Here is a 22627-nt window from a genome sequence, read left to right as displayed (position 1 = left end):
GTCAGTCCGTTTAGATTTTGACATTTTGTCATGATTCGTTAAGATTAAGAACATAAAGAAATGACTTAACAAATTTAAACTTCAAGAGGAAAAGAGGGACAATATGGATGAGAATCCAGAATTCGCAGCTATAGAACAAGCCAGGGATCTTGTCATTGATTCCATTGCAGAGACGATGGATCTTTACGGAATCACCCGAAGTGTCGGGATTTTATACGGAACAATGTATATGAGGGATGAAATGACGCTTGACGAAATGCGTGAGGAACTGCAGATGAGCAAACCGAGTATGAGCACAGGCGTCAAAAAGCTGCAGGATTTAAATGTGGTCAAAAAAACCTTTCACCGCGGCACACGGAAGCATACGTTTGTAGCGGAAAAAGATTTCTTTACGTTTTTCACGAATTTCTTCCCGCCGAAATGGGATCGTGAAGTTCAGGTGAATTTGTCCGCCATCGTACAGGCCCAGGCGGATTTGCAGTCCGTTTTGCTGGCCGAGGAAGGCAACGCGGAATTACAGGAAGAAGCGCGGCAGTTATATGATCAGCTTGAAAGTTCGAAAGCTTATTATGATTGGCTGAAGCGGCTCGCCGACTCGGTTCAGAGCGGGGAGATTTTTAAATTTATTCCGATAGAAACGGACGAAAAAAACGCCTGAATCAAAATCAGGCGTTTTTTTGTCGTGATTTGATTATTTTTGAGAAAATATAGGAATATAACCCCATTTACTTCCATTAAAATTGATGGTAAATTTTTATAGGTATGGTCGTTCTTTTTTAAGAACAATCAGCAAATTTTTTTTAGGGGGATTTATGAAAATGAAACACAAGTTTTTCTCAACTGTCATGGCAAGTTTATTCGGCCTGGTTTTGCTTCTTTCTCTGCCGACAGCGTCATTCGCCGCTGAGTCAGGCTCAACCGTTCACGAGCCGGAAATGTCCACGAAAGCGACTGCTACCTTATTTGCAAAATATACAGGTGCCAGCCAGCAGGAATGGTCATTTTCTGATATCGAATTGACGTACCGTCCGAACACGATCCTGAGCTTAGGCGTTATGGAATTTACCCTTCCTAGCGGATTTGCGGCTACAACAAAAGATACAGTCAACGGACACGCTTTGCGTGAAAGACAAATTCTGAATAACGGCAAAACAGTCAGACTTCCGTTAAACATTGATTTGCTCGGCGCAGCGGAATTTAAGCTTTCTCTTAATAATAAAACATTGCCTGCTGCAGGTACATATAAGTTCCGTGCAGAAAATAAATCATTAAGCATCGGCTCTAAATTCTATGCTGAGGACACAATTGTTGTTCAAAAACGCAGCACACCGCCGACACAGCCTTGCGACTGCTAATAATTGCGAAAAAAGACCGGCACAAGCCCCTCGCTTGTCATCCGGTCTTTTTTTTGTGCTGTTTTCTTTCTCCGGCCCTCGCATTGACAAACCCTTGAAACAGGAGTACATTCTTGTTTGTTGTATTTGGAGTGACGAAAACAGTTTCTTAAGGAGTTATGAGGATTGGGAAAAATCAAAAATAAACAATTTGCCGTCATCGGACTCGGCCGTTTCGGCGGAAGCATCTGTAAAGAGCTTTTTAAAATGGGGCATGAGGTGCTTGCGGTCGATATCAGCGAAGAGCGGGTCAACGCATACTCCTCTTATGCCACGCATGCTGTGCGGGCAAATTCAACGGAAGAAAGCGAGCTTCAGTCGCTCGGCATCAGAAATTTTGAATATGTCATCGTAGCAATCGGCGCCAACATTCAGGCAAGCACGCTGACGACGCTGTTATTGAAGGAGCTGAACATCCCTAATATTTGGGTGAAAGCGCAAAACTATTATCATCACAAAGTGCTTGAAAAGATCGGTGCTGATCGTATTATCCATCCCGAAAAGGATATGGGCGTGCGAATTGCGCAAAGCCTTTCGGATGAAAACGTCTTAAATTATATTGATTTGTCAGATGAATACAGCATCGTGGAGCTTTCAGCCACGAAAAAGCTGCATTTAAAATCCATTCTTGATCTCGGCGTCCGGGCCAGATTCGGCTGTACCATTCTTGCCGTGAAACATAACGGAGACATTCAGCTGTCCCCTTCTCCGGAGACTGTCATTCATGAATGTGACTGCCTTGTGCTGATGGGGCATAAACGTGATATTAAAAGGTTTGAAACTGAAGGGATGTAAAAAAAGCCGGCGGGCTGCCGGCTTTTTTTGATGCTTATGTTTCTTCACTTAACTGGACGGCGGTTTGGTCAACCCAGCCGATCAGCTCATCTTTCACTTGAATTTGGTACCAGACGGATTCTCCGTTTTGTTTTTCAGATACGACTTTAATATGCTGGCCGGTAAACTTTTGCGCCGATGCCAGTTTTATAGAATGCCGCTCTTTTGACGGCTTCGACCACACGTCTTCAATGGCGTGGTCTTTGATGGCGCCTTTCATATCAACTGCTTTAAGAGAGGCATTGATTTTGTCATATTCATTCAGGTTATAGGTTTCTATGACATCTTTAATTTTTTCAGCATAGCCGGGGTCTGTGGCGTAGCCGGATTTTTGAAGGGCAGCCGCCGCTGTTTTATAATTGTCCGCTTCAATGACGGGCTTGTACTTCTTTTTATTCCAAGACGTTCCGTTGACAAATAATTTTGCATGGTCATCCATTGATTCAAAAAACGTGCTGTATTTACGGAATTTTGCCCGAATCGTTTTTCGTTTTCCTTTTTCAAATTCATCCGTTTTCATCGTGACGTGTTTTCCTTTATAATCACCTTTTACACCGAACAGGTTGCGCGCTTTCCCCGCAAGCTCACTGTTCCCCCAGTCCGATTCGAGAATGGCCTGTGCGAGGGTGATGCTCGGAAGGACATGATATTTCTCATATAAAATTTGAGCATGCCCGGAAAGGCTGTCAATAAAGACCTGCTGCTCGTCCACCTCTTCAGGCGGTTTTTCTTCCGTCACTATGAATTTCGAAAACACCATTGATACCAGAAATAATCCGAATATAAGAGATACAGCAAAAAGGCACCCAAGCACCCTTTTGGTCTTTGCTTTCTTTTTCATATCAACCTTCCTTTAATTCCGGAATCACTAGATTTATAATTTTACTGGTCATTGATGAAAATTTCAATAAAATAGGGAAAAAGACGGAGAAAGAACACATTGTGCAAATAAAAAAGACTCCTTTTTGAGGAGTCTTTTTTGTTATGCCATGCTCAGCTGAGGGCCGAACAATTCATATTGAACGGAATCAGAGTCAAACCCGAGGGCAAGAACCATGTCTTTCATTTGTGTCATAAACTGCGCTGATCCGCACAAGTAAAATGCAGCATCTTGATTCAGATGAAGCTGCTCCAGGAAGGTTTGATCAATCCTGCCGCTGTAAAAAGGCTTGTCTCCTGAGCGGTCTTGTTCTGCCGGTTCACTGTATACATAAATGACGTTAATATTCGGATGATTCTCCGCAGCTTGTTCAGCCTCTTTGCGGAACGCGGCGTACTCTCCGTTTTTCGCGGCATGAATAAAAGTAACGGAACGCTCCGGCTGTTTTTCGGCGGCTGTTTTCAGCATGCTCATCATCGGCGTGATTCCGGAGCCGGCACTGATAAGAACAACCGGTTTTTCGGAAGAAGACAGCTTGAAATCCCCGGCGGGTGCGCTGACTTCAAGTTTATCTCCCTCTTGAACTTCATTGTGGAGATGAGAAGAAACCGCTCCGTCCTTTTTCACAGAAATCCGATATGCCCCTTTTTGAGAAGCATCAGACAGGCTGTACTGGCGAATGTGCGTATAAGGAGAATCCGCAATCCGCACTTTAATGCTGATATATTGTCCCGCTTCAAATCCAGGAAGCGAAGAGCCGTCACTCGGTTTGATATAAAATGATGTAATATCTTTGCTTTCTTTCGTTTTCTGTATAACCGTAAATTCTTTATACCCCTGCCATCCGGCTTCATTGTACATGTCTTGTTCAATGCCGATGAAAGCCTCCGCAATAACACCGTAAGCTTTTTCCCATGCCTGCATAATCTCAGGAGTTGCGGCATCCTGCAGCACATCCTTAATTGCCAGAAGCAGATACTTTCCGACAATCGGATAATGTTCCGGTTTTACACCGATGCTTGTGTGTTTATGGCCGATCTGTCTGACCGCCGGAATGATTTGTTCTAATTGATCAATATTCGCCGCAGCCGCAATGACTGCATTTGCCAATGCTGCGCGCTGAGTCTGTTTCTTTTGGTTCGTTTGGTTAAACATATTTAACAGTTCGGGATGATCTTGAAACATCAGGTTATAAAAGCGTCCGGTGATGTTTTCTCCATGTGTTTTCAATACGGGTACTGTGCTTTTGATGATGTCTATTGTTCTCTCATCCAGCATGTTAATCCTCAACCCTTCTAAAGATGTATTTTCAATATATCTTTATAGTAAGAGATATTTCGAATAAAAGATATATTGAAAATGAATCTTTAAAAAAGTCGTCACAATATTGTGTTGGATTTGGAATTTATGGATTTCACCTCCTTTTTTTATCACCCGGTGAAACAGGGACACATATATTTGGGAATATACGTTTAAAGATGAAAGCGGGGGAGTGCATGGTTTCCGATATCGATTACACGTCTCCGAATACACAATTCACTTATGATGTGAATGAGAGCCGTTTTTTTACGAAAGATGCTCGGAACTTTATCAATGTATTGGGGATTAAACAGTTAAACACGCTTGAAAATATTTCATTATTAGATATCTTTCTGAGCAAAACAAATGTGATTGAACCGCATACCCATCAAAACGCCGCTGAATTGGTGTACTGTATTTCGGGTTCCGCGGTGGTGTCGATGCTGAATCCGTTCACCCAGAAAATACGGAATTATCCGATCTCTCCAGGACAAGTGGCGAATGTTCCGCAGGGGTGGTGGCATTATGAAGTCGCCACTTCAGACAAAACCCACCTTTTGGCCATATTTGACGCCCCTTCGCCTGAAGTGATATACGGCTCGGATATTCTCCGTCTGACGCCGCCTGAGATCATGGCGCATACGTACTGTCTGAATGAGCATGAGTGGGAAAAAGCCGTTTCACCGATCCGGCAATCAACTGTGATAGGTCCCGATAAATACTGCGGACAGACTGAAAACACGGGTATTCTTGATATGAATAAGCCTTATCAGCCAAATACGCATTATCCGAATGATCCGTATCGGCATTATGATACGCCGTTATATTGGGGATATTAAACGGAGAGCCGGAGCGGCATTCAGCTCGACAGAAAGAGCCCCTCATTGGAGAGGGGCTCTTGATCATTACGGTCCGGTTCCGCAGCTTACTTTGTACTCGCCTTCGGACGATTTTTTTGAATAACATACGTGCGGCGTCTGTCCGGTTTCATCTTTCCAATTGAACCAATTTACATAATAAAGGTTCCCGGCCTCTCCGCCGTCTTCTTCTTTTTGAAGAATCGCAAAGTAGCTTTGATACGGATATCCTTTTTTATAAATGTCATGCCTGATGGCTCCTTTTTCTGAAGCAGACGTGAAGATGACGGGAGAAAGAGCCGGAAGCGCTGTCAAAAAAAGCGCCAGTGCCGCTGACAGAGATAATATAAGATAGATTTTCTTTTTCATTTTCTCTCTTTCCTTTATTTTGAGTTGTTAGAAATGAAGCAGAACACAGAGGCTGCCGCAGAAGATGAAAAAACAAAAAAACCCTTATTTATAGAATAAGGGTTTAAAGGTATGGAGCCAAGGGGGCTCGAACCCCTGACCTCTACGCTGCCAGCGTAGCGCTCTCCCAGCTGAGCTATGGCCCCGTGCTGTAACGTCATGTTTTATTATAGACGAGTCTTCTTTGAATTTCAAGCAGAAAATTCAGTTTGCTCATATTTTCCTGAGACGTTTTTCGAACATAAAAAGAAGACCCTCCGGGGGCCTCTTCGTTTATCGCACGAGCATGATTAAAATGATGCCGAGGATGACACGGTAAATGGCGAACGGGACAAGCTTAATCCGATTGATGAGCCGAAGAAAAAACTTGACGACTAAGAGGGCGACGACAAAGGCGCAGATAAAGCCGACAAGAAAAAACGGAATCATGTCATAAGAAAGACTGCTCCAGTATTTCACCAGCTTCAGAAGGCTTGCGCCCGCCATAATCGGAATAGCCATAATAAATGTGAAGTCTGCGGCTGCCCGGTGATTCAAGCCGACAATGACACCTCCGGCAATCGTTGAGCCTGAGCGGGAAAATCCGGGCCATAAGGCGAGACACTGGAATAATCCGACACAGAAAGCCTGTTTGTAGGTGATTCTGTCCACCGTATCGATCGTTTCTTTCCTTTTATTGATCCAGTCCGCTATAAGCATAAGCACGGCTCCGGCAATTAATCCGTAAGCGACCGTTCTGACAGAGAATAAATAGCGGTCAATGAAATCCTCAAATAAAAAGCCGAGCACCGCCGCCGGAACAAGACCGACGGCGATTTGCGCGATGGTCAGCCTGTATCCCTTCTGCTGATCGCGCGTGACGTTTTTTTTGAGGCCGAGTAAATGTAATATCCGATCCTTAAACACAATGGCCACCGCCAGAATCGAACCGAGCTGAATCACCACTTTGAAGGAATTGGCGGCTTCCGGATTCATCAGGCTTCCGGATTTCAGCCAGATGTCATCCGCTATGATCATATGTCCCGTGGAAGAAACCGGCGCGTACTCCGTCAGCCCTTCCACGATTCCCAAAACGGCTGCTGTGAACATCTCCCATAGTGTCATCCCATTCTTCCCTTCATTCATCATTTACAAAAGAGAAGCTCTCCTCTGAAGGAAAGCCTGTCTTATAATAAATATCATGTCCGTTCCGGTTTTATGACTTCGATACAGCATCATTTTTTTCTTCTTCATATAAATGCGAACGCATTTTGAACCAATCAAACAGATGGGTCGTAACCACTTTGATGACCGCATACCCCGGGATGGCTAAAATAATGCCGACAACCCCGAACAGCTTTCCGGCGGTTAAAAGAACAAAGATGATGGTAATCGGGTGAATGTGAAGATTTTTCCCCATGATCTGCGGCGAAATTAATTTCCCTTCCACGAGCTGGACAACGGTCCATACAATCGCAAGCTTCAGCAGCATAAGGGGCGAAGTGACCAACGCGATAATAATCGCCGGCGTGATGGCAATGGTCGGCCCTAAATACGGAACAACGCTCGTACAAGCGGCAATGACCGCAAGCAGGGACGCATAATCAAGTCCGATAATCAGATAGCCGATAAATAATAAAAACCCGATGCAGAAGCTGACGATGACCTGTCCTCTGATATAGGAGCTTAATCTGTGGTTCATTTCACTCAGCATCGTATACGTTTGTTCTTTCAGACGGGTGGGCACAAACTTTAAGATATAGATTGGCAGTTTTTTGCCGTCTTTCAGCAAATAGAACAGAATAAACGGCACGGTTACAATCGAAATAATCACTTCCGTCAGCGCGCCGATAAAATTCCCGACTCCGGTAAATGTGCTGTTTGCAATTGTCGCCGCCTGCGCCGATACTTTATTAGCAAGATCGGAAATGTTGATATTCATCGTCTTTTGCGCCTGATTTACAAAATCGCTTCCGATCAGGCTTTTCGTCTGATCTTCAACAATATCCACATATTTCGGCAGGTTGTCGATCAGGCTCATGATCTGTTCCTTTAAAAACGGAATAATTGAAACGACCGTAATCGAAATCAGCCCGATAATAATGAGGTAAAGGAGCAGGATGGAATAGACTCTTTTCACTCTTATTTTTTCCAATATATCTACGATCGGATTAAGCAGATAATAAACAATTCCTGTCAAAATGACGGGGAGCGCAATCGTTTTGAGCAGGACGATAATAGGTGTGAAAATAAATGATGTCTTCATAAAGACAAGGATATTGAGACCGATGAGCAGCAATACAAGCAAAAACAAGACAAATTTATTGTCTAAGAAAAACTGTTTAAATCTGCCGCCCCATGTTTGCAATGTTTCCACTATTGTTCCTCCATCATATGTATTTTACTTAAATTGTACACTATCGTTCCTGTAATGAAAAATAATAACCGGTCTCTATGGGAATTTTTCCTATCCCTTTAGCTGGCAGCCTTTTTTCCATTTATGTTTCTCAGAAAAAAAGCTATAATGTAAGCCAATACATAGAAGGAGCGATAGCAATGATTCGATTTGCAACAGTCGGAACGAATTGGATTACAGAACGATTTCTGGAGGCGGCTTCTGCTATTGATGATTTTCAATTAACGGCGGTTTATTCCAGAACTGAGGAACGTGCGGCGGAATTCGCCGGCAAACACGGCGCTGCTCATTATTTCACCAGCCTGAAAGAAATGGCGGAAAGCGAAGCCTATGACGCGGTGTATCTCGCCAGCCCGAATGCATTTCACAAAGAGCAGGCGGTTCTTTTTATGGATCACGGCAAGCACGTACTGTGCGAAAAACCGTTTGCGTCTAACGCAAGGGAAACGGATGAAATGATTCACGCAGCCAAAACGAACGGCGTTCTCTTGATGGAAGCCATGAAAACAACGTTCCTGCCGAACTTCAGCATGCTTCAAAACCACTTACATAAAATCGGACCCGTCAGGAGATTCACGGCAAGCTACTGCCAATATTCATCACGATATGATGCATATAAAAACGGTACGGTGCTAAACGCGTTTAAGCCTGAATTATCGAACGGTTCGTTAATGGACATCGGCGTGTACTGCATTTATCCGGCCGTCGTCCTGTTCGGCAAACCGAAAAACGTCATTGCGACCGGTCATAAACTAGCATCCGGCGTTGACGGCGAAGGCACGGTAATTCTGTCATACGACGGATTTGAAGCGGTGCTGATGCATTCGAAAATCTCAAATTCGTTTGCCCCGGCGGAAATTCAGGGTGAGGACGGCACGATCGTGCTGGACAGCATTCACGGGCCGGAACGGGCGGAAATCCGCTATCGTGACGGAAGGACGGAAGACATTTCAGTCCCTGATCTGAAACCGTCGATGTACTACGAAACGGCTGAATTCATTTATCTTCTTCGAAACGGACAGCGGGAGTCTTCCGAAAATACATTTGAACGTTCTTTCATTACGGCAAGCATTATGGAAGAAGCGAGAAAACAAATCGGAATTGTCTTTCCCGCCGATCAAAACTAAAAACATCCGCCCAGATTCGGGCGGATGTTTTTTATTTGGACGCTAACAGATCAGCAAACGCTTTTGCATACTGCGGAAGGTCGGGCGGGCGGCGGCTTGATACAATGTGGCCGTCAGTTACGACAGCTTCATCCAGCCACTGTGCCCCTGCATTTGTCATGTCGTCTTTGATGCCGGGCGTGCTCGTTACTTTTTTTCCTGCGAGAATTCCGGCAGATATGAGCACCCAGCCCGCATGGCAGATCTGGCCGATCGGCTTTTTCTGCTCGTTCATCGTACGGATGATCTCCAAAACTTCAGGATATCTTCGCAGTTTGTCAGGAGCCCAGCCGCCAGGCACGAGCACGGCATCATACTCCTGAATAATCAGGCTCTTAAAATCGTAATCCGCCGTCGCGGGCACGCCGTATTTTCCTTTGTATGAACGGCCCGCTTCTTCTCCTATTAAATGAACGATCGCGCCTTCCTCTCTCAGCCGGTAGACGGGATACCAAAGCTCTAGGTCTTCAAAATCGTCACTGACAAGCGCTATGACTTTTTTGCCTTCTAATCTCATCACTGCCACTCCCTTCTTTTATATTAGTGTATCGCTTTTTTCAGATGAGGAAAAGAAACAGCTCGCTACAGCTGTTCTTCGTCTTCAGACTGAATCGTAAATTTCCGTGTGACCTGCTGCAGTTCTTCAGCCATATGCGCAAGCGTTTCGGCGGATGAACTGATTTCTTCCATGGAGGCCAGCTGCTCTTCAGCTGAGGCGGCGATGTCTTGAATGCCGGCGGACCCTTCTTTGGCGACTGAGGTAATGTCCTCCACCGCGTTTGTCACATTTTGCGACCCGGCTGCAAGCTTCTCAAGCGTTCCGTTCATATGCTGTAAGGCGCCTGAAATCTGAGTCGTCATTTCTGAGATTTTTTTGAAGCTTTCGGCCGTTTGATCCGTAATATCGAGGCCTTCCTTCACATCTTGATTCACCGCTTGGAATACGGAAAGCGATGTGGCGATTTCTTTGACGATTTCCTGAATCAGCGTTTCGATTTCCTTCGCGGAGCCGGCTGATTGTACGGCAAGCTTTCTCACTTCTTCCGCAACGACGGAGAAGCCCCGCCCGTATTCGCCTGCTCTGGCGGCTTCAATGGCAGCGTTTAAGGCAAGCAGATTTGTTTGATCGGCAATGCCGTTAATGACGTTCAGAATGCTCTTAATGTCGTGCGACTTCGTTTCCAGCCCTTTTACGACCGCTTCCGCCTGCTGTACGGAACGATCAATTGTTTTCATCTGGCCGACCGTTTTCGCCACTAATTCTTCTCCGCTTCCGGCCGTTTCAGAGGTTTGGATGGCGGATTCAGTGATTTCCGCCGATACATTCGCCGTCTCGGCAATGCCCGCATTCATTTGGGAAAGGTGATCAGCACTTTCTTCCAATTTCTCGCTTTGTGATTCGTTTCCGTTTGAGAATTGTTCAATCGCCAGTGTAATATGCTCTGTCGCCTTGCTTGTCTGTCCGGCGGATGCCGTCAGCTCTTCGGATGAAGAAGCGACATGTTCGACCGATGATTGGATGACGCCGATGACAGACCGGAGTGATGCCGACATCTCATTGAAGCTTTGGCTGAGCTGCCCGAATTCATTTTTTGACTTTATGTCAATGACTTCCGTTAAATCGCCGTCACTGATTTTAGCTGATGTCGAAACAAGTTTTTTGAGCGGTTTTGCAATCGAGCGAATGATAAAAAAGATTAAAACCCCGCCGACGATAAGAGAAACCGCCAGGATGATCAGCGCCATTTTCATGACAGGCGAGGCTGCGTCATGGATCTCACTGACAAAAAATGTACCGGCGATTTTCCAGCCCGTCAGTTTGTTTGTCGTGAAGGCCATTTTCTTCTGCTGTCCTTCAAACATGTATTCAAACGATCCGCTTGATTTGGAAAACACTTCTTTCGTCCACTCTCCGGAGCCTTCCGTTCCCGCTTTTATAGTCGGATGGGCGATGTATTTTTTATCTCCCGTTGTAATGAAGGCAAATCCTTTATGACCGATCTGGACGCGTTCGGAAGCGTTCAGCAGGTCGCCAAGATTAATATCAAGCGCCACAACGCCTGATCCGTCTTTTGTCTGCTGGGCAATCGTAACGACCGTCTGTCCGGTTGCAGCGTCTTTATAAGGCTCGGTAAACACCGGCTGTCCGCTTTTTTCAACCGCTTTTGTATACCACTCGCGCGTGAGCGGATTATAATCGGACGGCATATCAGCGGACGGATATTTCACGAACGCTTTGTCGCGAGACGCGGCGTAAATTGACGCGACATCGTCATTTACGGTGACATACTGCTTCATATTGTCGAGCAGTACCGATTTATTTTTTGTGTTCAGTTTTTCCTTAGTGATTGATTCGCTGTAGTAGTCAATCGCTTTGAGCTTGCCTTCGAGCATGTTTTCCAGCACGCTGTTCAGTTCGCTGACATTTCCCTGAGCGCTGTGGGTCAGTTCGCTTTCTAGTGAATTCCCCGCCGTTTGGTAGCTGAAGTAGGCGAGTATGCCGACCGGGAGCACCAATACGGCTAAAAATGCCGCGATCAGCGGCTTGCTGATGGATGGCTGTTTGATCCAATGTATCAGTTGTTTCATTTTTTCAGTCTCCTTCTTTGAAAAGCTAAATCTAATATCGTCAGATAGGACAAAAGATTTATTAAAAAAACTAAAAAAAACACCCAAACAGCACATTTGGGTGTTCTATGACCTATTAATCTATTTTAAATCGTTTCGTCATATCACGTAATTCTTCCGCCATTTGGGATAACGTTTCCGAAGACGAACTGATTTCTTCCATTGAAGCCAGCTGTTCTTCGGCGGAGGCCGCAATATCCTGAATGCTGGCGGAGCTTTCTTTTGCGATGGACGCGATTTGCTCAGAAGCTCCTGAAATCTGCTGAGATCCTGCTGTCAGCTGTTCTACCGTCGCATTCATATTTTGAATTTCTCCGGCGATCTGGTTCGTCATTTCAGAAATCCGTTTGAAGCTCGTTTCGGTCTGATTCGTAATATCCAGTCCGCTCTCCACCTCTTTGTTGACGGATTGGAACATGCCGAGAGATGTATTGATTTCGTTGACGATTTCTATAATTAAGCTTTCGATTTCTTTCGCTGAATCGGCAGACTGGACCGCAAGTTTTCTGACCTCTTCGGCGACGACTGAGAAGCCCCGGCCGTATTCACCCGCACGCGCGGCTTCAATTGCCGCGTTCAGCGCAAGAAGGTTTGTCTGATCAGCGATTCCGTTAATGACACGGAGAATGTTTGTAATGTCTTTTGATTTTGTTTCAAGTCCGCGCACCACTTGTTCAGCTTCTTTCACTGACCGGTCAATGACGTTCATTTGGCCGACCGTCTGGTGGACGAGCTTTCCGCCTGAATTGGCGACTTCCGCTGATGTGGCGGAGGATTCGGTAATGACGGCAGATGCTTTCGCCATATCTTTAAGCCCGCTGTTCATTTGGTAAATATGTTCCGCCGCGCTTTCAATATTTTCACTTTGGCTTTCATTTCCGTTAGAAAATTGTTCGATCGCCAATGTGATATGTTCGGTTGCCTTGCTTGTCTGCTCCGCTGAAGCCGTCAGCTCCTCTGAGGAAGATGCGACGTTATTCACGGAATCCTGGATGGCATGGATGAGAGACCTGAGCGAAGCGGCCATATTGTTAAAGCTTTTGCCAAGCTCGCCTAATTCATCTTTTGACTGGATCTCGATCGTTTCTGTTAAATCGCCTTCACTGATCTGTTTCGATGATGTCACAAGCTGCTTGAGCGGTTTTGTGATTGAACGGATAATCAGCACCATGACGATGGTTCCGATCACAATCGCTAATACGAGAACGAGCAGGGACAGATGAAGAATCGGCAGGGCCGCTTCATGAATTTCGTCCAGATACATCGTTCCGGTAATCTTCCAGCCTGTCAGCTTGTTCGTATCATAAACCATTTTCTTTTCCTGGCCGTCGTATTTGTATTGAAAATCACCTTTTTTGCTGGTGAACAGCCGTTCGGCCCACTCCCCGTTTAATACTGTGCCTGATGTGCGGTTCGGGTGGGCGACCACTTTTTTGTCTTTCGTCAGGATAAAAGCGTAGCCGGATTTTCCGATGTTCACTTTCTTTGTCGTTTTCAGAAGCTCATCGATTTTCATATTGATGGCGACGACTCCTGAGCCGTCTTTCGTCTGCTGAACGACCGTCACGACCATCGTATTGGTGGAAGCCGTGCGGTAAGGATCTGTTACAACAACTTTCCCCTTATTTTCCACGGCCTTTTTATACCAGTCTCTTTCAATCGGATTATATCCTTTAGGCATCTGCAGATCCGGATACCGTGTGAAATGTCCTTCCGTGTCACTCGTAAAAATGGATTCCACGTCTTTATTGATCTTCATGTACTCTGTGAATTTATCGGTAATTTGCGATTGGTTTTTCGGCTTGTACCGATCCTTTGTGAGCCAATCGCTGAAATATGCCGTTCCGTCTTCCTTTTGGCTGATGCTTGTGTTGATCATATCGTTAATCTGCTGCACATTATCTAATGCGCTTCCCATCATCTGCCTGTCAAGCGTGCTTACCGCCGATTGATAGGCGATAAAAGCCAGCGTTGAAATAGGAAGAATGAGAATGGCCAAAAAAGAAATGAGCAGTTTTCTTGTAAGCGATCTCTGCTTGATGATTTGCACAATTTTTTTCATCTGCTATATCTCCTCTTGCGTGTTTACCCTTCATATCGGCAATTATGGGTAATTATACACATCCAAAAAGAAGAAATATAACGAAACGTACTTTTTACCTATTGTTAAATTAGTCTTTTAGACTCAATTAAGAGTTTATCTTAAAACGCTTTGTCAGTTCGCGTAATTCTTCCGCCATTTTTTCCAGCGTGACGGCGGAGGAACTGATCTCCTCCATGGACGCAAGCTGCTCTTCAGCTGAAGCCGCGATGTCCTGAATGCCGGCCGCGCTTTGTCTGGAGACGGCCGCGATATCCTCTGAAGCGTTTGATACTTCCTGAGACCCGGCAGAAAGCTGTTCCACGGTTGCATTCATATTTTGCAGTTCACCGGCAATCTGATTTGTTTTAACGGAAATGTCCCGGAAGCTTTTTTCCGTTTCGTCCGTTAACTGAAGTCCGCTTTTCACCTCGTGATTGACGGATTCCAGCATTCCGAGCGAAGTATGAATTTCTTTGACGATTTCATGAATTAAGGATTCGATTTCTTTCGCTGAATCGGCGGATTGGACGGCAAGCTTTCTCACTTCTTCGGCAACGACTGAAAAACCGCGTCCGTATTCTCCCGCTCTTGCCGCTTCAATGGCTGCATTTAAAGCAAGGAGATTCGTTTGATCGGCAATGCCGTTAATGACGCGCAAAATGCTGTTGATGTCCTGCGATTTGAGTTCAAGCCCTTGTACGACTTGCTCCGCTTTGCTTACGGATTGGTCAATGGCGCCCATCTGGCCGGCTGTTTTCTTGACAAGCCGCTCACCGGCGCCGGATATCTCCGCCGATTCAATTGAAGTTTCCGTCACCACGGCTGCCGCTTCCGCCAGATCGCTGAGCCCGTCTTTCATCTCATTCACTTGGGCGGTCGCTTTATCAATACTCTCACTTTGGTCTTCCGTTCCATTAGAAAACTGTTCAATCGCAAGGGTGATATGTTCCGTTGCTTTGCTCGTCTGCTCAGCCGAAGCCGTCAGCTCCTCTGAGGAAGAAGCGACATGTTCAACAGAGTCCTGAATTCCTTGAATAAGCGAACGGAGTGAATCTGTCATATGATTAAAACTTTTCCCGAGCACGCCGAGCTCATCTTGAGAGCTGACATCAATGGTTTCCGTCAGATCTCCGCTGCTGATTTTTTCTGCTGAAGCTACGAGATGTTTTAACGGTTTGGTAATTGAGCGGATGACAAAATAAATGAAAATCATCCCTGCGGCAATGGCTATCGCCAATATGATAACGGCCAGAGTCAGAACCGGTCTTGCCGCATCTTTGATTTCATCCACAGACATGGTTCCGCTGATCTTCCAGCCCGTCGCTTCATTGGTCACGTACGCCATTTTTTTCGCTTTCCCGTTCAGCGTATATTCATAGACGCCTTTTTGCCCGCTGTATAATGTATCAACCCATTTTCCCGATACCGCCGAGCCGGCTTTTTCATCACTGTAGGCAACGGCTTTTTTATTTTTGCTGAGGATAAAGGCGTATCCTTCTTTTCCGATGTTCACTTCTTTTGTCATCGTGATGAGATCGTCGATTTTTATATCAATGGCGACGACGCCTGATCCGTCTTTCGCCGCGCGGGCCATGGTGACGACCATCTTTTTGTTTGAGATGGACTCATAAGGGTCCGTGATGATGGTTTGGCCTTTATTCTCCATGGCTTCCTGATACCAGCTTCTTTCAAGCGGATTGAAATCGGCCGGCATATCGGCATGCGGATAACGGGTAAACGTTCCTTCCTTGCTGCTTGAAAATACGGCGGACGCTTTATCATTGCTTTCAATAAACTGCTTGAACCTTTCTTGCATTTCCGTTTGGTTTTTTTCTTTAAATTTAGCGCTTGTCGCCCATTCGCTGAAATATGCTGAGCTTTTTGTAAACATTCCGATCCGGTCATCAATCATATTGTTTAAGATTTGCACATTTCCTTCGGCGCTTTCCATCATTTGCTTTTCAACGGATGAAGCCGCCGAACGGTAGGCGCCGGCAGCCAATACTGCTACCGGAATAATTAAGATCAGTAAAAATGAAATGATAAGTTTTTTGGCTATTGATTTTCTGGCGATTTTTTTTGCTGTTTTTTTCAATTTTGTAAACCTCTTTCAATCATTTACTGTTTATATCGGCCGACTCCCTTTTTATTACATTGAAAATGAAGTCATAAATGAAAAATAGTTCTATGTACTCCCTTTGTATGCAAGACTTTTTATTTAATTATCCGGCTGTCACTATAAAAAAGGACGCCTTCCATCCGGAAAGCGTCCTTTTTTACTAGTTGATTTTAAATTGTTTCGTTAATTCCCGCAGTTCTTCGGCCATTTGCGCCAAAGTATCGGCTGATGTGCTGATTTCTTCCATTGATGCAAGCTGTTCTTCTGCAGATGCGGCAATATCCTGAATGCTTGCTGCGCTTTCCCTAGATACGTCCGCAATATCCGTCACCGCGGCTGAAACGTGCTGGGAGCTGTCTGACAGCTGTTCAACCGTGCCGTTCATCGATTGAAGCTTCTCGGCGATATCGTTTGTCATGCCGAAGATATTCTGGAAGCTTTCTTTCGTGCGGTCCGTTACGGCAAGTCCTGATTGAACTTCTTCATTAACGGATGTGAACATGTGAAGCGATGTATTAATCTCAGCCGTGATTTCCTGAATGAGTTTTTCAATCTCTTTGGCAGAACCGGCAGATTGGACGGCAAGCTTGCGCACTTCTTCGGCTACCACTGAGAAGCCCCGGCCGTATTCACCGGCTCTTGCCGCTTCAATGGCTGCATTTAACGCAAGCAGGTTTGTCTGATCGGCAATGCCGTTGATGACTCTTAAAATATGAGTGATGTCTTTTGATTTGGCCTCAAGGCCTTTTACAACCGCTTCCGCCTGCTGGACCGATTGATTGATGAGATTCATCTGCCCGACTGTTTGCTGCACATATTCTTCCCCGGTGCCGGCAGCTTCCTTCGATTGTTTAGATGCTTCCGTAATGGATGATGATGTGCGGGAAACGGCGGCGAGTCCGTCATTTATATGATTCAGCTTGACTGAGCTTGAATCGACTTTTTCGCTTTGCTCTTCGTTTCCGTTTGAAAACTGCTCAATCGCCATTGTAATATGTTCCGTCGCTTTGCTTGTCTGCGAAGCTGAAGCGGTCAGCTCTTCCGATGACGCGGCCACGTTGTCGACAGAGTTTTGGATCGCGCTGATCAGTCCGCGCAGAGATTCTCCCATTTCATTAAAGCTCGCGCCGAGTTCGCCCAATTCATCTTTCGAGCGGATATCAATGGTTTCGGTCAAGTCTCCGCCGCTGATTTGTTTAGAAGAGCGGACAAGCCGTTTCAGCGGTGACGTAATGGATCTGACAATCAACAGAATTAAAATGCCCCCGATGATAATGGATGCTGCAAGGACGATCATTCCCATCGTCAGCACCGGTTGTGAGGCGTCTTTAATTTCGTTGAGCTCCATGCTCCCTTCTATTTTCCATCCGGTCAGTTTATTTGTCGTAAACGCCATTTTTTTATTTTGATCATCGAGCTTGTATGAAATAATGCCGCTGTCTTTGCTGTATACCTCATTCAGCCACGGGGTTGAAACTTTATCGCCCGGTTTGTGGTCTTTATGCGCGACATAGGTTTTATTTTTGGACGTGATAAACACGAAGCCTTTTTGCCCGATTTTGATTCCCTGCATCTGCTTCAGCAGCTGGTCAATCGTAATATCCATGGCCACTACGCCTGTTCCGTCCTGCATCTGCTTTGCCACGGTGACGACCATCCTGCCGTCGCTTGCCGCGGTGTAAGGGTCGGTGACAACGAGCGTGCCGCCGGCCTTCACAGCGTCTTTATACCAAGTGCGTGTTCTCGGATCGTAATCGGCCGGAGTATTCTCCTTCGGCGCCTGTGCGTAGCTGCCGTCTTCCGTTCCTCCGTAAATGCGGGCTACGTCCTTATGAATAGACGTGTATTGCCCGAACTTTTCTTCAAGAGCAGACATGTTTTTCTTTGAGAAGGATGACCCTTTTAACGTTTCACTGAAAAATTCAATCGCCTTTGCTTTTGCGCCGATATCATTTGTAATCGTTGTGTTAAAAGATTCGATGTTATTTTTCGCGTTGCCTGAAATCTGATCATCCAGCGAATTGCTCGCCGTATGGTATGAACTGAATTCTAACACGAGAATCGGTATGATTAAGATCACGATAAATGAAATGATTAATTTACGTGAAATCGATGCCTTTGTGCACCAATTAATGAATTTTTTCATATTAAGCTGCTCCCTCAAGTGTGATACCTTATATATCGGCTCAGTCTTCACATTTTGTTAACATTTCCTCCTTTTTTATGACTTGATTTTCATTGCCCAAGCTTCCTGCATATCTTATAAAAAAAGAGAAAGGGGCGCGCAGATGATTATCATATCCGGCCAAGTGCTTCGGCCTCAGGACATCGCGAACTGGCAGACGGAAGAAAGCCTTGTTCCGTATATAAATGAACTGCTCAATTCTCCCGTACAATTCGATTACGGGTCGATTGCTGAACTGATGTTCGAGGTGCGGCTGCGCCGCCATATTGTGGAAGCCGCAAGAGAACTGCACGGATCAGGTGTGAAATTTGCAACTTTCGCCAAAACATACGGAAATACGGCTTATTGGAGAGTGACGCCGGAAGGAGCCTTGGAGCTGAAGTACAGAATCCCCGCTTCAAAAGCGATTCGGGACATTATTGAAAATGGGGCGTTTTACGCATTTGAATGCGCTACCGCCATTGTTGTGATTTATTATCTGGCCGTCTTAAAGACAATGGGTGAAGAACGGTTTAACCGGCGTTTCCGGGATATCACTTTGTATGACTGGCACTATGAGCATCTGCCGATCTACACGGAAACCGGCAGCCACTTTTTACGGGGAGATTGTTTATATTTTAAAAATCCTGATTTTAATCCTGCAAAGGCTCAGTGGCGGGGAGAGAATGTCATTGTGATGGGGAATGATCAATATTTCGCCCACGGTCTCGGGATTCTGACCGCTGAACAAATCATCCAGAGATTGAATTCTTTAAGAAAAAAAAATGCCGTGCAGCCGGCTTATCTGCTTAACCAGGCAACAAGGCTTGATGCACCCGCGCTTTATCAGATCATGCATTAAAACAATCCCATCGTCTGTCATTTTGACGATGGGATGCGGAATGCTTTTCTTTTCCGGTAAAAAGCCGTCGTGCCGAGCGCTTGGTTTGCAGCCCATTCAAACTTCTCTAAATCATGTCGGGTGACGGCTCTGTCCCGTCGGCTCCATTTAATGGCGCGGACAAAGTAATACCCTTTAATCGGCGCCATGGTGACTTTGGAATGCGGAAAATCTTCAAAGACAAACTCAATAGTCCCTCTTTTTTTGTAGGACATTTGAAGAATCTTCATCATCCATCACCTCACGATTTCTGGATTATGATTCGCACAGTCCGTCCAAAACGGTTTTCACGTCTGTCGGCCCTTCAAGTTTCGCGGCGGACTGGCCGGCCCATAAAGACATATACTCCGCGTCTCCTGATTGAGCCGCGTGCCCGCGCATCGGCTTTGTCAGCGTATTATGCAGCGGATAAGGCAGCGTATTTCCCTCGTCAGCCTCATATGTTTTCATGAACTGATTCACGATTCCCCGCGCCTGTTTTCCCGAAAACAGGGTGGTCAGCCGCGTGTCGGCTCCTTTTGATTCGGCAATGGCTTTTTGATATGCCGGTGAGGCGCTGCTTTCTTCACAAAGGAGAAACGGTGTTCCTACTTGAACGCCGTCTGCACCCAAACATCGGGCCGCCTGCACGCCGCGGCGGTCAAAAATGCCGCCTGCCGCAATCACCGGGATATTCAGCGCGTCTTTAGCCTGCGGAATCAGCGCCATAAGGCCGAGAGCCGGTTCTCCTTTAACCGGCAGAAACGACCCGCGATGTCCGCCGGCTTCTATTCCCTGAAGGATAACGGCGTCCATCCCCCGTTCTTCAAAGGCCTTCGCTTCCTCCGGCGTTGTCGCCGTGCCGAAAAGGAAACATCCGCTTTTCTTCAGCTTTTCCGCCGTTTCTTCCGGCGGCAGGCCGAAGGTGAATGAACACGCTTTGACTCCGTAACGGATCAGAAGCTCCGCTTTTTCCTCGAAATCATTCCATTCTTCTTTCAAATCAGAGAACGGCTTGGCGTCATTTGCCCTCGGGATGCGGGATTTCCATTTTTCAACAAGTTCCGCCTCAGGCATCTGCCTTTCTTCCGGGACGAAAAGATTTACTTGAAAGGAGCGGTCCGTCAGCTCTTTCATCTCGATAAGCTGTTTTTCAAGCGCTTGCGGGCTGACGTATCCTGAAGCGAGGCTTCCGAGCGCCCCTTCATTTGATACCGCCGAAGCCAGACGCGGCGTGACCAGCCCGCCGGCCATCGGCGCCTGAATGACGGGCTTTGTTAATGATAATGCACTCATCCACTCACTCATTTGTGTTTTCCTCCGTTTCAGCCTGTATTTTGATATAACAGGTTCTGTTTCGCGGACCGTCAAATTCGCAAAAATAAACGCCCTGCCATGTTCCGAGTATCAGGCGCCCGTCTTCTATGATGACATGCTGGGAGGCGCCGGTTGTACTCGCTTTCATATGTGCCGCCGTATTTCCCTCCATATGCCGGTCCAGTTCGTGCTCCCACGGATACATTTCATCAAACCTTCTGAGCATATCCCTCTTCACATCCGGATCGGCATTTTCATTTATGGTAATGCCGGCGGTTGTATGGGGACAGTATATGAGCGCCAAACCGTTTTTTACGCCTGTTTTGCGGAGAAACGCTACAGCTTCATGTGTGATGTCGATCATTTCATCCCGTCTGTTTGTTTGAATCTGCAATTTTTTCAGCATATGAATGCCTCCTTTCTTTTTCTCTTCCTTTCCCATATTCGTTTCTGTATTTGTCTTTTCCTGTCGGATCGCGATGATAAACGCAGATCACAAAAAACTTCAGCCTCGGGACTGAAGTTTTTCACCATATATATACGCGGGCCTCATAAGGCTTTAAAAGAAAGGACGTCACATGGCGGTGCGCTTCTGTTTCCGCGTTTGCAAGCACGAGAGAATCGGAGTCAAGCGGATAACCGGGATGCCTGTATAAAGCGGGGGTTCGGGACAGATTTGTGATGATCAGGGCGGTTTTTGTTCCGTTTTTTCTTAGATAGGCATAAATCTGCCGGTCATTCGGAAGCAGCAATTCATATGTGCCGCTGATCAATACACCGTGTTCTTTTCTGAGGGCGAGCAGCCGTTTGTAGAAATGGTATACGGATGTTTCATCCTGCATTTGTGATGCAGCATTCAGCCATGTGTGGTTCGGATTCACTCCGAGCCACGGAGAAGCATCAGAAAACCCGCCGTTCGCCTCACCGCTCCATTGCATCGGTGTCCGTGAATTATCCCGGCCCTTCTTCCAGATGATCTTCATCACTTTTTCATGCGGAACGCCGCGGGACGTCTCTTTTTCATACAGATATTTCATTGCGGCGTCATCATAATCTTCAATGGATGGAAACGAAACATTGGTCATTCCGAGCTCCTGCCCCTGGTAAATAAACGGCGTGCCTTTCATCAGCATATACATCGCGGCGAGTGCCTTGGCGCTTTCTGTCAAAAACCGTTCGTCACCCCATACCGAGACGGAACGGGGCTGATCGTGGTTCTCCATAAACAACGCGTTCCAACCCTTTCCTTCAAGACTGTTCTGCCAGCCGGACAAGACGCGCTTAAGCGCCGGAATGGAAATGCTTTGATCATCTTCCGTATCCCAGAGGCCGAGATGTTCAAATTGAAAAATCATTTGAAAGACGCCGTTTTCTTCACCGGCCCAATCAGCCGCCTCCCAAGCCGCCACTCCGTTCGCCTCGCCGACCGTCATGATCGGATAGCGCGAAAATGTTTCCCGTTTCAGCTCTTTTAAGAGATCCATTATGCCTTCCCCATTCATATGATACGGGAAAGACGGGACGTATGGGAGACCGTCCGGATTCGGCATGTCAGGGAGCCCTTCTTTTTTCTTAATGTGAGAAATGGCATCCACCCGGAAGCCGTCTATGCCCTTATCAAGCCACCAGCGGACCATCTCATAAACGGACTGCCTCATCGCTTCGTTTTCCCAATTTAAATCAGGCTGTTTTTTGTCAAACAGGTGCAGGTAATACTGGCCGGTCTCTTGGTCATATTCCCACGCCGATCCGCCGAAAATGCTTTCCCAATTGTTCGGCTCTTTGCCGTTTTTTCCGTCTCTCCAGATGTACCAGTTCCGTTTTTCGGAATCTTTCGCTGAGCGTGATTCGATAAACCAAGGGTGCTCATCGCTTGTATGGTTGATGACGAGGTCTATAATCAGCTTCATGCCGAGCGCATGGACATCCGCAAGGAGCCGGTCAAAATCCTCCATCGTCCCGAATTCGCCGGCAATTTGTTTATAATTCCGAATATCGTAGCCGTTGTCCGCGCCCGGCGAGTCAAAAACGGGACAAAGCCAGGTCACATCCGCCCCCAACTCTTTTATGTAATGAAGCTTTGCTCTGATGCCGTTAATGTCGCCGATTCCGTCCCCGTTCGAATCCATAAAGCTTCGGGGATAAATTTGATAGACGGCCGCCGTTTTCCACCAATCCGTTTTCATACCGACACTCCTTTCTT

At 46.3% G+C, this 22627-nt stretch carries 20 protein-coding genes, 1 tRNA gene and 4 pseudogenes; 6 read left to right on the top strand and 19 right to left on the bottom strand.

Going from position 1 to position 22627, the window contains the following annotated elements:
• The first annotated feature begins 103 nt into the window (after nucleotides 1–103).
• The 3 genes from cudC to ktrA all read left to right on the top strand — a co-directional run bounded on the left by cudC (nucleotide 104) and on the right by ktrA (nucleotide 2189).
• Complete coding sequence (gene cudC / locus AR442_RS10855; RefSeq protein WP_014418721.1) at nucleotides 104–658, top strand: transcriptional regulator GbsR; 555 nt, start codon at nucleotides 104–106, stop codon at nucleotides 656–658.
• A gap of 160 nt (nucleotides 659–818) precedes the next feature.
• Nucleotides 819–1355, top strand: coding sequence for a biofilm surface layer hydrophobin BslA (gene bslA / locus AR442_RS10850; protein WP_025650408.1), 537 nt, complete (start codon nucleotides 819–821; stop codon nucleotides 1353–1355).
• Nucleotides 1356–1520: 165 nt separating this feature from the next.
• Nucleotides 1521–2189, top strand: a complete 669-nt coding sequence (ktrA, locus tag AR442_RS10845; RefSeq protein ID WP_014418723.1) for a potassium uptake protein KtrA — start codon at nucleotides 1521–1523, stop codon at nucleotides 2187–2189.
• A gap of 34 nt (nucleotides 2190–2223) precedes the next feature.
• Here ktrA and AR442_RS10840 read toward each other — a convergent pair whose 3' ends face one another.
• Both AR442_RS10840 and hmpA read right to left on the bottom strand, forming a co-directional pair.
• Complete coding sequence (locus AR442_RS10840) at nucleotides 2224–3069, bottom strand: glucosaminidase domain-containing protein (RefSeq protein WP_014418724.1); 846 nt, start codon at nucleotides 3067–3069, stop codon at nucleotides 2224–2226.
• 141 nt (nucleotides 3070–3210) lie between these two features.
• On the bottom strand, nucleotides 3211–4386 hold the full coding sequence (gene hmpA, locus AR442_RS10835; RefSeq protein WP_014418725.1) for an NO-inducible flavohemoprotein: 1176 nt from the start codon (nucleotides 4384–4386) through the stop codon (nucleotides 3211–3213).
• 218 nt (nucleotides 4387–4604) lie between these two features.
• Here hmpA and AR442_RS10830 point away from each other — a divergent pair, with 218 nt between their 5' ends.
• On the top strand, nucleotides 4605–5246 hold the full coding sequence (locus AR442_RS10830) for a cupin domain-containing protein (protein WP_021495345.1): 642 nt from the start codon (nucleotides 4605–4607) through the stop codon (nucleotides 5244–5246).
• Between the two features lie 66 nt (nucleotides 5247–5312).
• Here the strand turns inward: AR442_RS10830 and AR442_RS10825 are convergent, their stop codons facing one another.
• The 4 genes from AR442_RS10825 to AR442_RS10810 all read right to left on the bottom strand — a co-directional run bounded on the left by AR442_RS10825 (nucleotide 5313) and on the right by AR442_RS10810 (nucleotide 8028).
• Entirely contained in the window at nucleotides 5313–5633 is a 321-nt protein-coding gene (locus AR442_RS10825; RefSeq protein WP_014418727.1) for a hypothetical protein, read from the bottom strand.
• A 112-nt stretch (nucleotides 5634–5745) separates the two neighbouring features.
• Nucleotides 5746–5818, bottom strand: a tRNA-Ala gene (locus tag AR442_RS10820).
• A 127-nt stretch (nucleotides 5819–5945) separates the two neighbouring features.
• Complete coding sequence (locus AR442_RS10815) at nucleotides 5946–6776, bottom strand: undecaprenyl-diphosphate phosphatase (RefSeq protein ID WP_007613337.1); 831 nt, start codon at nucleotides 6774–6776, stop codon at nucleotides 5946–5948.
• A gap of 91 nt (nucleotides 6777–6867) precedes the next feature.
• On the bottom strand, nucleotides 6868–8028 hold the full coding sequence (locus AR442_RS10810) for an AI-2E family transporter (protein ID WP_014305691.1): 1161 nt from the start codon (nucleotides 8026–8028) through the stop codon (nucleotides 6868–6870).
• Between the two features lie 179 nt (nucleotides 8029–8207).
• Here AR442_RS10810 and AR442_RS10805 point away from each other — a divergent pair, with 179 nt between their 5' ends.
• Complete coding sequence (locus tag AR442_RS10805; protein WP_053285197.1) at nucleotides 8208–9194, top strand: Gfo/Idh/MocA family protein; 987 nt, start codon at nucleotides 8208–8210, stop codon at nucleotides 9192–9194.
• Nucleotides 9195–9225: 31 nt separating this feature from the next.
• Here the strand turns inward: AR442_RS10805 and AR442_RS10800 are convergent, their stop codons facing one another.
• From AR442_RS10800 to AR442_RS21095, 9 genes and pseudogenes are all read right to left on the bottom strand, one after another.
• Nucleotides 9226–9750, bottom strand: a complete 525-nt coding sequence (locus AR442_RS10800) for a type 1 glutamine amidotransferase domain-containing protein (protein ID WP_014418730.1) — start codon at nucleotides 9748–9750, stop codon at nucleotides 9226–9228.
• 65 nt (nucleotides 9751–9815) lie between these two features.
• On the bottom strand, nucleotides 9816–10787 hold the full coding sequence (locus tag AR442_RS21170) for a methyl-accepting chemotaxis protein (RefSeq protein WP_425340276.1): 972 nt from the start codon (nucleotides 10785–10787) through the stop codon (nucleotides 9816–9818).
• A pseudogene (locus AR442_RS21165) lies at nucleotides 10782–11822 on the bottom strand (HAMP domain-containing protein); the annotation flags it as partial. The pseudogene AR442_RS21165 and the gene AR442_RS21170, both read right to left, overlap by 6 nt.
• Nucleotides 11823–11937: 115 nt before the next feature.
• Nucleotides 11938–12888, bottom strand: coding sequence for a methyl-accepting chemotaxis protein (locus AR442_RS21160; RefSeq protein WP_404833624.1), 951 nt, complete (start codon nucleotides 12886–12888; stop codon nucleotides 11938–11940).
• Nucleotides 12883–13779: pseudogene (locus tag AR442_RS21155) on the bottom strand (HAMP domain-containing protein); the annotation flags it as partial. The gene AR442_RS21160 and the pseudogene AR442_RS21155, both read right to left, overlap by 6 nt.
• A gap of 271 nt (nucleotides 13780–14050) precedes the next feature.
• Nucleotides 14051–15004, bottom strand: coding sequence for a methyl-accepting chemotaxis protein (locus tag AR442_RS21150; protein ID WP_427846721.1), 954 nt, complete (start codon nucleotides 15002–15004; stop codon nucleotides 14051–14053).
• Nucleotides 14999–15946 (bottom strand): annotated as a pseudogene (locus tag AR442_RS21145) (HAMP domain-containing protein); the annotation flags it as partial. The gene AR442_RS21150 and the pseudogene AR442_RS21145, both read right to left, overlap by 6 nt.
• A 277-nt stretch (nucleotides 15947–16223) precedes the next feature.
• A complete protein-coding gene (locus AR442_RS21100) occupies nucleotides 16224–17051 on the bottom strand; it encodes a methyl-accepting chemotaxis protein (protein ID WP_375838735.1) in 828 nt (275 codons plus the stop codon).
• Between the two features lie 117 nt (nucleotides 17052–17168).
• Nucleotides 17169–18209, bottom strand: a pseudogene (locus AR442_RS21095) (cache domain-containing protein); the annotation flags it as partial.
• Between the two features lie 142 nt (nucleotides 18210–18351).
• Here AR442_RS21095 and AR442_RS10775 point away from each other — a divergent pair.
• Nucleotides 18352–19089, top strand: a complete 738-nt coding sequence (locus AR442_RS10775; RefSeq protein WP_053285195.1) for a protein-glutamine gamma-glutamyltransferase — start codon at nucleotides 18352–18354, stop codon at nucleotides 19087–19089.
• 17 nt (nucleotides 19090–19106) lie between these two features.
• Here the strand turns inward: AR442_RS10775 and AR442_RS10770 are convergent, their stop codons facing one another.
• From AR442_RS10770 to AR442_RS10755, 4 genes are all read right to left on the bottom strand, one after another.
• The gene (locus AR442_RS10770) at nucleotides 19107–19358 is read right to left on the bottom strand and encodes a hypothetical protein (RefSeq protein WP_014418736.1); all 252 of its coding nucleotides are present in this window, start codon (nucleotides 19356–19358) and stop codon (nucleotides 19107–19109) included.
• 25 nt (nucleotides 19359–19383) lie between these two features.
• The gene (locus AR442_RS10765; RefSeq protein ID WP_053285194.1) at nucleotides 19384–20415 is read right to left on the bottom strand and encodes a nitronate monooxygenase; all 1032 of its coding nucleotides are present in this window, start codon (nucleotides 20413–20415) and stop codon (nucleotides 19384–19386) included.
• Nucleotides 20408–20830: a secondary thiamine-phosphate synthase enzyme YjbQ gene (locus tag AR442_RS10760; protein WP_014418738.1), complete on the bottom strand. Its 423-nt coding sequence runs from the start codon at nucleotides 20828–20830 to the stop codon at nucleotides 20408–20410. Before AR442_RS10760 ends, AR442_RS10765 begins: the two co-directional genes overlap by 8 nt.
• Before the next feature lie 121 nt (nucleotides 20831–20951).
• The gene (locus AR442_RS10755) at nucleotides 20952–22610 is read right to left on the bottom strand and encodes a glycoside hydrolase family 13 protein (protein WP_053285193.1); all 1659 of its coding nucleotides are present in this window, start codon (nucleotides 22608–22610) and stop codon (nucleotides 20952–20954) included.
• Between the last annotated feature and the right edge of the window lie 17 nt (nucleotides 22611–22627).

This window comes from Bacillus velezensis (assembly GCF_001461825.1).
Lineage (GTDB): Bacteria > Bacillota > Bacilli > Bacillales > Bacillaceae > Bacillus > Bacillus velezensis.
Note: the sequence above shows the minus strand (reverse complement) of the source record. Positions and strands in the feature narration are given on the sequence as shown.

Excerpts from the sequence above, each read along its gene's own strand:
- cudC (WP_014418721.1), top strand. The coding sequence starts at position 104 with ATGGATGAGAATCCAGAATTCGCAGCTATAGAACAAGCCAGGGATCTT.
- bslA (WP_025650408.1), top strand. The coding sequence starts at position 819 with ATGAAACACAAGTTTTTCTCAACTGTCATGGCAAGTTTATTCGGCCTG.
- AR442_RS10840 (WP_014418724.1), bottom strand. The coding sequence starts at position 3,069 with ATGAAAAAGAAAGCAAAGACCAAAAGGGTGCTTGGGTGCCTTTTTGCT.
- hmpA (WP_014418725.1), bottom strand. The coding sequence starts at position 4,386 with ATGCTGGATGAGAGAACAATAGACATCATCAAAAGCACAGTACCCGTA.
- AR442_RS10830 (WP_021495345.1), top strand. The coding sequence starts at position 4,605 with ATGGTTTCCGATATCGATTACACGTCTCCGAATACACAATTCACTTAT.
- AR442_RS10825 (WP_014418727.1), bottom strand. The coding sequence starts at position 5,633 with ATGAAAAAGAAAATCTATCTTATATTATCTCTGTCAGCGGCACTGGCG.
- AR442_RS10815 (WP_007613337.1), bottom strand. The coding sequence starts at position 6,776 with ATGACACTATGGGAGATGTTCACAGCAGCCGTTTTGGGAATCGTGGAA.
- AR442_RS10805 (WP_053285197.1), top strand. The coding sequence starts at position 8,208 with ATGATTCGATTTGCAACAGTCGGAACGAATTGGATTACAGAACGATTT.
- AR442_RS10800 (WP_014418730.1), bottom strand. The coding sequence starts at position 9,750 with ATGAGATTAGAAGGCAAAAAAGTCATAGCGCTTGTCAGTGACGATTTT.
- AR442_RS21170 (WP_425340276.1), bottom strand. The coding sequence starts at position 10,787 with ATGTCGGCATCACTCCGGTCTGTCATCGGCGTCATCCAATCATCGGTC.
- AR442_RS21160 (WP_404833624.1), bottom strand. The coding sequence starts at position 12,888 with ATGGCCGCTTCGCTCAGGTCTCTCATCCATGCCATCCAGGATTCCGTG.
- AR442_RS21150 (WP_427846721.1), bottom strand. The coding sequence starts at position 15,004 with ATGACAGATTCACTCCGTTCGCTTATTCAAGGAATTCAGGACTCTGTT.
- AR442_RS21100 (WP_375838735.1), bottom strand. The coding sequence starts at position 17,051 with ATGGCGATTGAGCAGTTTTCAAACGGAAACGAAGAGCAAAGCGAAAAA.
- AR442_RS10775 (WP_053285195.1), top strand. The coding sequence starts at position 18,352 with ATGATTATCATATCCGGCCAAGTGCTTCGGCCTCAGGACATCGCGAAC.
- AR442_RS10770 (WP_014418736.1), bottom strand. The coding sequence starts at position 19,358 with ATGAAGATTCTTCAAATGTCCTACAAAAAAAGAGGGACTATTGAGTTT.
- AR442_RS10765 (WP_053285194.1), bottom strand. The coding sequence starts at position 20,415 with ATGAGTGAGTGGATGAGTGCATTATCATTAACAAAGCCCGTCATTCAG.
- AR442_RS10760 (WP_014418738.1), bottom strand. The coding sequence starts at position 20,830 with ATGCTGAAAAAATTGCAGATTCAAACAAACAGACGGGATGAAATGATC.
- AR442_RS10755 (WP_053285193.1), bottom strand. The coding sequence starts at position 22,610 with ATGAAAACGGATTGGTGGAAAACGGCGGCCGTCTATCAAATTTATCCC.